Here is a 12,102-nt window from a genome sequence, read left to right on the forward strand (position 1 = left end):
TCATTTGCCAAAACCACATTAACCTTATAATTTATAACGTTTATTTATCGATTCGAATGACCTATCTTACGCCCTATGAACCAGTACACAGATATTGGCATCTTATTCTTAGGAGAAAGTCATGGAACAACAACGTCTCAAAGTCGCAATTATTGGTGCGGGGCTGAATGGTTTGGCACTCGCATTATCACTGCGCAAATTTGGTATTAAAGCTCGAATATATGAGAAGGCAGCACAACCACGTGCTGACGGTACTGGCATCATTATGTGGCCAGAAGGCATGCAAGTTCTTGCAGCATTAGTGGGTGTCGATAAAGTCAAAGCTGCATGTAACCAAGTCGATACCATCTCGACATTAACGGCCACAGGGTTGCCCATCAACACACTCAATATGAGTGAGTCTCCAAGCAAAGCCAACGCGCCAATTGGTTTGTTTCATCGCAGCCGTTTATACCAACTGCTATTAAATGAGCTAGAAGATGACTGCATCGTCACTAACCAAACCTGCACTGTTGTTCAAAACGACGATGAGCCGCAGATTCTGATCAACGGCGAACCCATTGATGCGGATATTATTGTCGGTGCCGACGGCGTGTTCTCTCAAGTCAGAAAGTTTGTCGCGCCTGATGTGTCACTAAGACAACCGAACGTCTATTGCTGCCGTGGTGAGATTGATTTCAAAGCACCTGAAATCAGCGATGATGAGTGTTATGTATTCGCGGGTGATAAATCTCGCATCGTCACTTACACCTACGACCGAGAAACCCAAGGTAAATACTGGTTTGCCGCGTGTGCCGTTCAAGAAGGTGAAACGCTGTCTAAACAAACCGTGTTAGAGCAGTTCTCTCACTATCCGAGCTATCTACTGGATATGATTCGAGATACGCCTGAATCGAAGATCTTACCTTCTCCACTCACCGACGTTGCCCCATTTGATACTTGGTATCGCGGCAATGCTGTTCTACTGGGAGATTCCTGTTGCGCTGTGCTGCCGACCATGGGGATCGGGTTCAGCTTGGGCATTGAGAACGCTTATGTGTTGGCACAAAGCATTGCCTCTAACTTTGAAGGTACAGAGCAAGCATTCAAACGCTATCAGCAGCGTGCTCAGCAACGTTCGCATGAACTGCAAAACATCACACACCGACTCAGTGAGCTAACATACAAAGACGAGTTCAACCCAGTCGAAGTGGCGGAGCTTTACCAACAGTTCGCTATCGCGAATAGCCGCTCACCTTTCTAAACATTAAGCTCGTAAAAACGCGCCAGTTGCAAAACGGCTCGTTTACACAACAATAAGCCGCAGCAAATGCTGCGGCTTATGCTATCTACCCGTTATGTTTCACTTTGTTGAGCAAACATTAAAGCTTAAACATACGCGCACTGCGCGGGGGTAGATTGAACATATGGTAGCGAGAAGAAATGGTTTCCGTCGCGCTGCTTAATACGTCTTTGTATTGAACATGCCAATTGAACTCATGTTGGTAGGTATCAACCGTCACGCCACGCGTTTCTCCACACTTATTAATTCCAACAACGCCTTCTTTGCCACGCTTAAATAACAAAGTACATTGGTCGCTCGAAATCATCGTCATTGATTTACCTTGCATCGCGTTATGGAAGCTCAGCATATTCTTCATGTTCGAGCTATTCCAAACATTGCCCCAACGACCGTTATCCTTGTCTTCAGCATCCGGTAGATCATCGCTGTAGATCAGCGGCGTCCCACCATCTTTGCCAAGAATGTAAGCGTAAACAAGCTGCTCATCTTGTGGGTCCATAATTTGGTAACGGAAGCCGTCGTTGGTTGGAATGTCATGTGTGATCGCGAAGGTGATCGAACGGTTGTCATCGAGTGCTTGGCCGTACGCTTTTGGATCGTGCAACTGATTCAAACCACCGCCCATTGAGAATGCCGAGCGAATCGACGCAAACAGCGGGAAATCGTACGCGGAGTGATTGGTGTTGTTTAAGTATGGTGCTAAGAACGACTCATACCCGTTGTTCCCTGCTCCACCGCTAGTAATCACTTCACCAAACACATGCATGTTCGCTGTAATTTCAGGCGTGAACACTTGGTCGATCTGGTACTGGCTCATGTGTTTGACGGCATCAATTCGGAAACCTTTGATACCCATATCCTTTAACGCTTTCAGATATAAGCGCTGCTGTGAAACCACCCAATTATTTGGATCGAGATCAGGCAAACCTACATCGCCATCAGCCCCACACAAACGCCAATATTGAACATGACCAGGGTCGTTCCAGTCTGAAATACAGCCCGCGGCATGGAAGTCATTAGCGGAGACAAAACCTTGCGCCAAATTGCCAAACAGAGTCTGGTCAGCATAGTAGCTTGAACGGCTCGCATAATCGTTTAGCACTTCTGTGCCTGGGTAATCCAAGTCACTTCGCTTCCAGCTTTCATTCGCCATATGGTTCAACACCACATCGGCATACACATCAACACCCACGGCTTTGAGTGCGGCAATCATTGCGGCCAAATCTTGTTTGTTGCCGAGAGGAGAATCAATGGTGCGAAGGTCTTGAGGCTGGTAACGCGCCCACCATTGGCTGCCGCTCGATTTCATTGCCGGAGCAACCAGTACTTTTTTATAACCGGCTTGTGCAATTTGATCGGCGTTGGCTGTCACATCTGAATATTTCCAGTTGAAAGCATGCAAAATGGTGTCGGCGTAAGTGGCTGAACTAAAAGAGCAAAGCGCGAGCGTGGATATGAGTAGGGTATTGATTGGTTTCATAGAACATATCTCTTATTATAAATTCACGAGAATGATATGACTAAGAGCGACAATTAAAACGACCGATAAATCAGAGTTGAATTAGCGTCACCTTCTGTTGATGTTGATTTTATAAAATTGAGTTATGACCGATCTTATGTGAGATAAAAAACGAATCGATCTGAAATGAGAATTAATTGAATCAAGCTGACCAGAACAGGACAAAGACTTTGGTCGGCTCTTCTAAACTAAGTTATGATTCCTGTTCCCTCAACCGATTGATATTTTTATGCCTTCTTTCTCTTTTTCAATGATCCCTGTTGGGGTTAGATTCATGATCCTTTCTGCTTTTGGATTCGCACTGATGTCTGCGTGTGTGAAGTACATCAGCAACTACGGCATACCTGTATTCGAAATTGTTGCAGCAAGGGCTTTGGTGTCTTTGATCATCAGTTATATCGACGTTAAGCGAAAAGGCATTTCGATCTGGGGAAATAACAAACCTTTGTTGTTTGTTCGAGGCGCAGTTGGCACAGCAGCCTTGATGTGTGTTTACTACGCTGTGACCACTTTGCCATTAGCAGAAGCGACCATTCTACAATACGTGCATCCTGTCTTTACCGCTCTACTTGGTGTGTTGTTCCTGAAAGAACGCGTCCAAAAATCGACCATGATCTGCATTGCGTTCTGCCTAGCTGGGCTATTAGTGATGGTACAACCAAGCATGAACAGTGGCGCGAGCAGCGAGTTACCGCTATTTAGCATTATGGTGGCGTTATGTGGCGCATTTGGTAGCTCAATTGCTTATGTGATTGTGAGGAAGCTTAGCCAAACGGAAGACAGCTCAGTCATCATCTTCTACTTCCCACTGGTTGCTCTACCAATCTCAACCGCCCTTATCTGGAACGACTTTGTGTGGCCTAGTTTGTTCCTAACCATGATGTTGGTTCTGGTCGGGATTTTCACACAAATCGGCCAATACGGTTTAACCAAAGCGATGCAAACTCAAGCAGCAGGCAAGGCTTCAGCTTACTCATACGTTCAGATCGTATTCTCAGCACTATTAGGTGTGTGGATCTTCAACGAGATTCCATCAGTTTGGACTTACCTCGGTGGTGGTCTAATCGTGACTGGCGCGCTAATCAATGTGTTTGGCAAACAACTGTTGGTGCCGTTTAAAGCTAAGTAAACACCAGCTAAAAGAATTCAACATCAGTTAGCCAATCAGCGATTAAATAGATCGAAAAAGGGCATTGCGGATTATTCCACAATGCCCTTTTCTACAAATGTTCTCTAACGTGTTTTCATGCCGCTAACCAACTTTAATAAAGCGGCGTATTACGTAACTAACTCGTGGCATTTCGTAACTTGGGATCATCACTCAAATACTCAACAAACTCGATTTCAAAACCTGCCGGATCCACAAAATAGACATTTTTTCGATAAGGTTCTTCGGCGCCGGGTTTGGCAATTGGGAAGCCCGCATCAACAAGCCTCTTGGTTACACTTTCGATATTGTTGGTCACATAAGCGAAGTGTGCGAGGCCAACAGAATGCCCTGCCAAATCTCTATTTTCACCTTCGCCGTGATCGCTCAACGCTATGTATTGGTACTCGTCACCAAAATGCAGCCAGTTACGTGGCTTACCTGACCACTCCCCTTTTCCCTCGTCACGGATATACCAATGAGGGAACGCCGCTTTATAAAAAACTAGCATTTCTGGAATATCTTTTACCACTAAATTCACATGTTCAAGTTGGATCATTCTTCTCTCCTTAAAGTATTCTCGTAAGCAACGTTGTATATCCTAATACCTCAAGTTAAGTTGAGGTAAAGCACTAATTTGCATTTATTTCGAGAACATCTTTAGAGCCCAAATTGTCGTATTTGATGCGATACAAGCTTTAAGTTTAGACGACCTAATCCAATGTGACTGAACTCAGTCATAAGGGTCAGCAAACCCATGATGTATGACAGAGATTAGACGAGCCAATCAATCCTTTTTGCTCAATATGTACACACATTAATACTCCCTTATTGACTGATACATCAAGTTACAAATCGCTTTCATAGCAACCAGGAATACTGATCTGGGTTAATAAACTTGTTTCACAATAGCCTTATTTTTGTTGAGGTCAGATAATTACAAAAAAAGGAAGTTACAGTGAAAAAATTATTAGTACTTGGTATTGCAGCAGCAATCTCGGTTCCAGCAGTAGCCGACCACAATACAATCAATGGTATGGATTTCGGTCCACTAGCAAAGCTAGTCGGCACATGGAAATCAGTCGAAACTGGCGGCGTTGATATTTCTCCAGGTCAAGAAGGCACAGAAGTGGGCAAAGGTGGCCCCGCGGTCACACCATTTTATGAAGTGATGACGTTTGAGGTTGCGGCAGATGCAACCAATGCCAGCGATCAATATCTGGTTGCTCTGTACTACAAACAAGAAGTATTCAGAAAAGCCGACGACTCTAAATTCCACGATCAACGTGGCTACTTCATCTACGACCAAAAAAATCAGGTCGTCTACAACTCTTACTGCGTACCACGTACCACATGTGTCACCGCAGAAGGCCCTGCTGGCGATACAATGACGTTAGTTGCGTCTAAACGTGGTATCGCTGAGTCCGAGTACATGACGGACAACGCGACCACCACGGGCTTCACGATGAACATTAGCATTTCAGACGATACACTGACGTACTCTCAAACAACAGGCTTAGAGATCTACGACAACGCATTTGCTCATACAGATTCAAGCACTCTAGTTAAAGTGAAGTAAAACTAAAAAACGCCTTTCGCAGTTTTGTGAAAGGCGTTGTTGATCTCAACACTTCAGAACAAGCTCTAATCCTTAACTTAATAGCAACTCAGCCTTGGCACATCGATTAGCCAATACCATCCCAATAAATCCTTCAGTTTTTGTCGATTCCACTTCGACCAATAAACATAAACCGATATTTTTATCCTGTTGACTCTGGTTTTAATGAACCAACATGAACACATTTAAGCTCTCGCTTGTCTTGAGGGCTCACTTCGTTATTCAATTTTTTGGCTGACGATATATCTAAGGGTTATCGAGAAGATAGTGCTTTTCAGTGATCGGGGCATAGAACCAAACCGTAGTTAATTCAAATACAAGCACTTAGCATTTTTCATCGACTGCGCAGCGGGAGTGATACATGGACAACAGAATCACCATTTTAGAGTTTCTCAGAGTGTTCGATTGCATTCGCTCCTCAGGCAAGCAATTGGATAGCAAATATCAATTGGGCGAGATGGTAGCGTGGCACGATTACGATGGTTACACCTGCTGGTTAAACTACCGAGACGTTACCGTGACCCTAATGTTCCACGGCTCATTGAAGATCGAATACGACAAAACCTCGAACTATGAGGACTTCATAAAGCGTTGTTTAGCTATGCTTGAAACTGAACCCTCTCCATAAACTATCCATCGCTATCGAGTAAACAACGCAGAGCCTATGGGGAAGCAGTGGAGAAAATGATGAACGGAACCCATTGTAAAACGCGGTTACCTCTCAGGTTAGCCACACCTTTACTCCTTCTACTCAGCCTTCATTCGTTAGTCTTAAGGCAGATACAACAAGGACAAACATGATCGACTTTACACAAGCGAGTGAGTATGAAAACTGGACAGTGACCAACGACGATGTAATGGGTGGCATCTCTACAGGCGAGCTCATTTATCTTGATGATATGAGTCGATTTAGGGGCGAGCTATCGTTAGAAAATAATGGTGGTTTCAGTTCTGTAAAGCGCTCCATTGAATCACCTGCCCATGAAATAGATTGTGCAGAGCTAGTATTCGTTGGTGATGGTCGCACCTACCAACTGAGATTGACAACATCAAAGGACGGCAATCGAGTTCAATACAAACACGATTTCGATACGATAAAGGGAGAACAGTTTAGCAAGGCGTTCCACTTCAATGATTTTCAAGCGGTGTTCAGAGGTCGGCTACTGAGCGATGCGCCGGAACTTAAGGCACAAGAAATCACACAAGTCGGCTTTTTGATTGCAGACAAACAGCCCTCGCCTTTTGAGCTAGACCTAATACAGCTTCACTTCAGAACATCGAAACCTATCACATCACCAGAACCTGACTAAACTGACTAATCTGACTAATCTGACTAAACCGAAAACAAAAGCCCCTGATACCATTTGACTAGCAATAAGATATCAGGGGCTTCTTCTATTTAAACTGTCAACGATTCAAAATAACTGCGGATTAAAGCATCAGCAATTAGTATTTGATGGCTGTTTTACCAATCGAGGCACTGCTTTCAATACGTTGGTGTGCATCTTTGATTGTATCCACACTAAAGCCATTTAGGGTCGTGGTTAGGGTCGTTTTAATACGGCCCGCATCAATCAGATTCGCTGCTTGGAATAGAATATCTTGCTGCTTCTGGATATCCTCTGTATTGAACAGTGAACGTGTGAACATCAGCTCCCAAACAAAGCCCGCTGATTTGCCTTGCAGCGCTGATAAGTCAATTCCACCGTCAAATTCAACAATCGAACTGATCATGCCTTGCGGTGCGATCAACTCAACCATCGCATCCCAGTGCCCTTTTGTATCAGCAACATTGAAGATGTAGTCGACATGTTGAATGCCTTGCTCTCGGACAGACTCAACAAGGTTACGGTGGTTCACCACATAGTCCGCTCCCATATCTCTTACCCACTGCTCCGTTTCAGGTCTTGAAGCTGTTGCGATAACATTGAGGTTGGTCAGTTGCTTAGCCAGTTGAATCGTAATTGAACCAACGCCGCCCGCTCCACCAATGATCAGGATAGACTTTTTCTCTTCAGGACGAACACGCAAGCGGTCAAACAACGCTTCCCATGCTGTAAGCGTCGCTAGTGGCATAACGGCTGCAGCTTCATCAGAAAGGCTCTTAGGCGCTTTAGCGGTAATACGGTAGTCCACAGCTTGGTATTCTGCGTTAGCCCCCATGCGTGTTACGTCACCCGCATAGTACACACGGTCACCGACTTCGAAGCCTTCAATGTCAGCACCTTTACCAACAACTTCACCGACTGCGTCATAGCCCAGCACTTTTGGCTGCTCAAGAGTTTTGTCTTTGGCATTACGAATACGAATTTTAGCGTCAGCAGGATTGATAGAAGTCGCGCTCACTTTTACCAGCAAGTCATTATTTTTTAGTTCTGGCAGACTCGTTTCAAACTCAAATAAACTGTCTTGCTCTGTAATCGCAAGTGATTGAGTAAATCCGATAGCTTTCATTTTTGATGGTACTGACATTGTGCTTTCTCCTTGAATTAGACGAGTTAATCTTAGTCAATTCTCACTCTAGATAAACCGTCTAATATTTGAATAATTCTCAAATAATTTTTGATAATAGTGTTGCCGTTATCTGGGTAATGCAGACATCTAACTGCATTACCAACGGCTTAGAGGTTAAATCAGGCCATTCTCAATCAACCAAGCATGTGTCACTTGATCTTGTGGTTTACCTTCACGGCAAACTTTGTAATCCAGCTCTGCGATGATGTCGTTCGAGAAGCACAGCGAATCCAACTTCTGAATCTGTTGTTCGCTGAACAGATGCTTCTTGTCACCTCTTAGAAGAAGCACTGCTCTGTCCACTATTCCGAGTAGGCCTTTTGGCTCTTTAAGCTCACGAATATCGTAACGATAGTGCAAAAACTGAGGTTTCCACAGTGGCACTACCACCCACTCTTTGTTTGCGACTGCACTTTCAAAGGCACTGAAACAATCGTCTTCACTGCCAGGAAAGAACTCGTAGCCGGCATCGCTCAGGCCATAATCTTTCATCATCTGGATAGAGAAGCGTGTGATGCCAGCGCCGGGGTTGATGCCTTGGATGGTCGAGTTCATTTTCTCGATCACTTCAGCTTTTAATAAATCAGAGACTTCAGAAACCGCCTCTTCAGGCACATAGTCTGGTACGCCCCACAAAGCATAAGGTTCATAATGAAGCCCAAGATCGATAAGTGGCTCAACTTCTTCAACGCCCGCTTTGTAGATACCGTGACTTGATGGCAACCACGCAGAAGAAAGCATATCCACTTGGCCTGTTTTCAGCTTTTCAAAGTTCTCCTGATGTGGAGAGAAAATACGCTCTACCTCAAAACCCATGGATTTCAATACATTGGCAACCAATGATGCGGTCGTACGGTGGAACGACAAATCCGTTACACCCATTGTGATTTTCTTAGTCATCTTATCCCCCTAGATCGTAGGTTTCGTCCATACAGTGCGTGCTGCGCTACGTTGTCGATATGGGAAAATGATAGTGAGAAAATTACTAATGAAAAACAGCCTCACATTTGAATTATTATCAAATTGGTTTTGACAATTAAGTATTTGAAGCTAACTTAGAAGTGATAAGTAGAGATAACCCATTTGCAGATTGTGATGGGGAAATATCCCAACGCCATGTTTAGAACATAATTCAATACAGGTAGATAATATGCTTCTTGAAGACTTACAGGTCATTTTGAAAGTGGCGGAGTTTCGCAGTATCACCGCAGCAGCCACCAACCTTGATATGCGTACAGCCACAGCGAGTGCAGCAGTAAAACGTGTTGAAGCAGCACTCGGTGCGGAGTTATTTGTAAGAACCACGCGCCACCTAAGGCTCTCTTCTGCAGGCGAACGTTATTTACCGGAATGCGAACAAGCCTTAAAGATGTTGGAGCAAGCAAAGCTCAACATGCGCGAAGAGCTCGGTATTCTTGATGGTGAAATTCGAATAGCGCTTTCATCGGATCTAGGACGCAACCTAATCACACCTTGGTTAGATGAGTTCTTACTTGAATACCCAAAGGCGACGCTTCGCACTAGCATCAGCGATAGCAATATCGACTTCTACCGAGATTCCGTCGATATGGCGCTGCGTTACGGCTCCCCGACCGATGCGAACATGTATGGTTTCAAGATATGCGATGTGCCGAGGATATTGTGTGCGGCTCCTGAATACTTGGCTGAAATGGGCACACCAAAACACCCGAGTGACTTAGCACAACACAATGGTTTGCTTTACCAACTCCATGACATGTTGCAAGACGAGTGGGTGTTTAACGATGGTACTCAAGACCATAAAGTGAAACTAAAAGGAAATCGCGCTTCGAACGACGCAGACCTTGTAAGACGTTGGTGTATCGCGGGTAAAGGGGTGGCAATAAAATCTTGTTTAGACATGTCACCTCATCTGCTTTCAGGCGAAGTGGTTAAAGTTATGCCTGAATTTAAGCCGACCCCTACCGAGCTCTGGTTAGTGTGTCCAAGTCGCCAATCCATCACCCCTACTGTGCGTCTACTGAGAGATTTATTCAGAGAGAAGACCGCAGAGATCCTTTCGCAACTGAGCAAACAAGGCATTATAGAAAGCACAACATCTTTAGATTGAACGCCGCTTAAAGATAAGAAACAGAGAGACAAAAAAGGCGTTAGCGAACTTCAATTCGCTAACGCCTTTCATCATTAGAACATCATAGCCTCATGATGAACCTTAATAAGAGTACTTAGTTTAATACTCTTAATACAAAAGCTTAGTTTGACTCGTCTTCAACATCGCAGTCTGCACAGCACTGAAGAGCAATCTCATGTTCGAAGATGATAGTGTCTTTACCTTCTTCTACTAGCTCTGCGATTTCGTCTGCCACTTCTTTTTCATCATCCGCTTCGATTCCGCTTGCTAGCTCTTCTTCTGAATAACCAAAGAAATTAAGCAGTAAGTACTCGCGAGCTTCTTCTTTCGTACAAACCACGTCTGCTGAAAGATCGGGTGTAACCTCGCCTTGTGCAAGTGTCGCTGTCACTTGTGCGATAGCATCGTCTTTCATCGCAGGCGTTAACCAACCAAGATCAGTACTTACTGTCGTTTTTTTACAGTCGAAGCAAGGCAGTTGGTGAAAGTAGTATTGAAAGGTAGTCATAGGTAAATTCTTCTTTAAATGTTGTATAGCGAGATTATGCGCGTTTTGTAGCAAAATACTATCTCAATCACAACCTAAGGCTGTTTCGATCTGAATATTTTTACCAAGTACAGAGCACCATAATGACGACTGATAAATTGAAGGCTTCGCTCACTTGGGAGATCATCTCATTACGACGAAGTTTGCGAAGTCTTGTCTACTCCACGCGACTTAGCCTTGTAATTGTGTAACCAGCAACAAAATAACCCGATGCACAGACCCCAAAATGCACTGCCGATCCCTAGTAAATTGGTGCCAGAAGCCGTGAATAGGAAAGTAAAAAGTGCGGGCTCTCGATAGTGGTTGTCTGCGATCGAAATGGCTAAACAATTCATCAAGGTCGGCATCACCGCTAAGCCTGCAACCGCAATGACAATCTCGGAGGGCACAGCGCTAAACAGCGACACAAATGACATCCCCATCACGCCAGCTAACAAGTAAAACCCGCCCATACAGATCCCCGCCATATAACGTGTCTTTGGATTACTATCCGCATTCGGGCCCATGCAAATAGCGCCCGTAATCGCTGCAAGGTTATACGCAAAACCGCCAAATGGTGCGAAGATCAAACCTGTCACCCCAGTGGTGGTAATGATCTTCGATGAATCGACTTGGTATCCGTTCGCTTTTAGAACCGCAAATCCCGGTAAGTTCTGTGAAGCCATCGTCACTATGAACAATGGGATACCGACACTGAACAACGAAAAGAACTCAAAATCGGGCGTGATGAACACTGGGGTCGTTAATCCCATAGTCACCTGACTGACATCGAGTTTGCCAAAACCCACACACATGACCAGTGCGATGATGAAAATGCTTGGGATCAGTAAATTTCCTAACCGCGCTTTCGCCAGAATAAATACAGCGAGCATGACCGCTACGACTTGTGCCTCTTCCATTAACGACGTGAACAAACCCAAACCGAATTGCAATAGAATCCCCGCGAGCATCGCAGAGGCAATCGATGTTGGAATCTGTTTTAGGACTTTCTCAAATATCCCCGCTAATCCAACTAACGTGATCAACATCGAACTGAACAAAAACACGGCCACGGCCTGATTCATTGTCAGCCCTTCAAGAGACGTGATTAACAACGCAGCTCCAGGCGTCGACCACGCTGTAACCACAGGCTTCTTGTAGTGAAACGAGAGCAGTATCGTGGTTACGCCCATGCCAATTCCCAACGCCCAAAACCATGACGCCACTTGTTCTTCGGTTGCTCCAGCACTCATTGCCGCTTGGAAAATGATCGCCGCGGCGCTCGCATAACCAATGAAAACAGCGATAAAGCCGGTACTGACGTGAGAAAATTTTAGCTTAGTCATGTTAATTTATTCCTGCGTGCGTTATAACGTCCATAGACTG

General features: G+C 44.8%; 11 protein-coding genes and 1 pseudogene. 6 read left to right on the forward strand and 6 right to left on the reverse strand.

Annotated features, from left to right (window positions below; genetic code table 11):
• The first annotated feature begins 121 nt into the window (after positions 1-121).
• Positions 122-1,243 (forward strand): FAD-dependent monooxygenase, encoded by a 1,122-nt coding sequence (locus MSG35_RS01255; protein WP_248382541.1) that lies wholly within the window; start codon positions 122-124, stop codon positions 1,241-1,243.
• 118 nt (positions 1,244-1,361) lie between these two features.
• On the opposite strand, the gene MSG35_RS01260 is transcribed toward MSG35_RS01255, so the two are convergent.
• Positions 1,362-2,762, reverse strand: a complete 1,401-nt coding sequence (locus MSG35_RS01260; protein ID WP_248382543.1) for an alpha-amylase family protein — start codon at positions 2,760-2,762, stop codon at positions 1,362-1,364.
• Positions 2,763-3,030: 268 nt separating this feature from the next.
• Here MSG35_RS01260 and MSG35_RS01265 point away from each other — a divergent pair, with 268 nt between their 5' ends.
• Positions 3,031-3,930 carry a DMT family transporter gene (locus MSG35_RS01265; protein ID WP_048610851.1) on the forward strand — a complete coding sequence of 300 codons (900 nt, stop codon included), beginning with the start codon at positions 3,031-3,033 and terminating at the stop codon, positions 3,928-3,930.
• Between the two features lie 157 nt (positions 3,931-4,087).
• Here MSG35_RS01265 and MSG35_RS01270 read toward each other — a convergent pair whose 3' ends face one another.
• Positions 4,088-4,507 carry a VOC family protein gene (locus MSG35_RS01270; RefSeq protein ID WP_248382544.1) on the reverse strand — a complete coding sequence of 140 codons (420 nt, stop codon included), beginning with the start codon at positions 4,505-4,507 and terminating at the stop codon, positions 4,088-4,090.
• A gap of 399 nt (positions 4,508-4,906) precedes the next feature.
• On the opposite strand from MSG35_RS01270, the gene MSG35_RS01275 reads away from it, so the two are divergent.
• The 3 genes and pseudogenes from MSG35_RS01275 to MSG35_RS01285 all read left to right on the forward strand — a co-directional run bounded on the left by MSG35_RS01275 (position 4,907) and on the right by MSG35_RS01285 (position 6,876).
• The gene (locus MSG35_RS01275; RefSeq protein WP_248382545.1) at positions 4,907-5,527 is read left to right on the forward strand and encodes a heme-binding beta-barrel domain-containing protein; all 621 of its coding nucleotides are present in this window, start codon (positions 4,907-4,909) and stop codon (positions 5,525-5,527) included.
• A 400-nt stretch (positions 5,528-5,927) separates the two neighbouring features.
• A complete protein-coding gene (locus tag MSG35_RS01280; protein WP_048606044.1) occupies positions 5,928-6,194 on the forward strand; it encodes a DUF3081 domain-containing protein in 267 nt (88 codons plus the stop codon).
• Positions 6,195-6,241: 47 nt separating this feature from the next.
• Positions 6,242-6,876: pseudogene (locus MSG35_RS01285) on the forward strand (CIA30 family protein).
• Between the two features lie 136 nt (positions 6,877-7,012).
• On the opposite strand, the gene MSG35_RS01290 reads toward MSG35_RS01285, so the two are convergent.
• Positions 7,013-8,038 (reverse strand): zinc-binding alcohol dehydrogenase family protein, encoded by a 1,026-nt coding sequence (locus MSG35_RS01290; RefSeq protein ID WP_248382547.1) that lies wholly within the window; start codon positions 8,036-8,038, stop codon positions 7,013-7,015.
• Between the two features lie 156 nt (positions 8,039-8,194).
• Positions 8,195-8,962, reverse strand: coding sequence for a glycine betaine ABC transporter substrate-binding protein (locus MSG35_RS01295; RefSeq protein ID WP_248383230.1), 768 nt, complete (start codon positions 8,960-8,962; stop codon positions 8,195-8,197).
• 268 nt (positions 8,963-9,230) lie between these two features.
• On the opposite strand from MSG35_RS01295, the gene MSG35_RS01300 reads away from it, so the two are divergent.
• Positions 9,231-10,169, forward strand: coding sequence for a LysR family transcriptional regulator (locus MSG35_RS01300; protein WP_050646645.1), 939 nt, complete (start codon positions 9,231-9,233; stop codon positions 10,167-10,169).
• 142 nt (positions 10,170-10,311) lie between these two features.
• Here the strand turns inward: MSG35_RS01300 and MSG35_RS01305 are convergent, their stop codons facing one another.
• Positions 10,312-10,698 carry a hypothetical protein gene (locus MSG35_RS01305; RefSeq protein ID WP_248382549.1) on the reverse strand — a complete coding sequence of 129 codons (387 nt, stop codon included), beginning with the start codon at positions 10,696-10,698 and terminating at the stop codon, positions 10,312-10,314.
• A gap of 170 nt (positions 10,699-10,868) precedes the next feature.
• Positions 10,869-12,062, reverse strand: coding sequence for a benzoate/H(+) symporter BenE family transporter (locus MSG35_RS01310; RefSeq protein WP_248382550.1), 1,194 nt, complete (start codon positions 12,060-12,062; stop codon positions 10,869-10,871).
• Positions 12,063-12,102 lie beyond the last annotated feature (40 nt).

This window comes from Vibrio sp. 1CM23M, assembly GCF_023161755.1.
GTDB classification, from domain to species: domain Bacteria; phylum Pseudomonadota; class Gammaproteobacteria; order Enterobacterales; family Vibrionaceae; genus Vibrio; species Vibrio coralliirubri.

Bases quoted from the DNA above. Each gene is read 5' to 3' on its own strand.
- MSG35_RS01255 (WP_248382541.1), top strand. From the start codon at position 122: ATGGAACAACAACGTCTCAAAGTCGCAATTATTGGTGCGGGGCTGAAT.
- MSG35_RS01260 (WP_248382543.1), bottom strand. From the start codon at position 2,762: ATGAAACCAATCAATACCCTACTCATATCCACGCTCGCGCTTTGCTCT.
- MSG35_RS01265 (WP_048610851.1), top strand. From the start codon at position 3,031: ATGCCTTCTTTCTCTTTTTCAATGATCCCTGTTGGGGTTAGATTCATG.
- MSG35_RS01270 (WP_248382544.1), bottom strand. From the start codon at position 4,507: ATGATCCAACTTGAACATGTGAATTTAGTGGTAAAAGATATTCCAGAA.
- MSG35_RS01280 (WP_048606044.1), top strand. From the start codon at position 5,928: ATGGACAACAGAATCACCATTTTAGAGTTTCTCAGAGTGTTCGATTGC.
- MSG35_RS01290 (WP_248382547.1), bottom strand. From the start codon at position 8,038: ATGTCAGTACCATCAAAAATGAAAGCTATCGGATTTACTCAATCACTT.
- MSG35_RS01295 (WP_248383230.1), bottom strand. From the start codon at position 8,962: ATGGGTGTAACGGATTTGTCGTTCCACCGTACGACCGCATCATTGGTT.
- MSG35_RS01300 (WP_050646645.1), top strand. From the start codon at position 9,231: ATGCTTCTTGAAGACTTACAGGTCATTTTGAAAGTGGCGGAGTTTCGC.
- MSG35_RS01305 (WP_248382549.1), bottom strand. From the start codon at position 10,698: ATGACTACCTTTCAATACTACTTTCACCAACTGCCTTGCTTCGACTGT.
- MSG35_RS01310 (WP_248382550.1), bottom strand. From the start codon at position 12,062: ATGACTAAGCTAAAATTTTCTCACGTCAGTACCGGCTTTATCGCTGTT.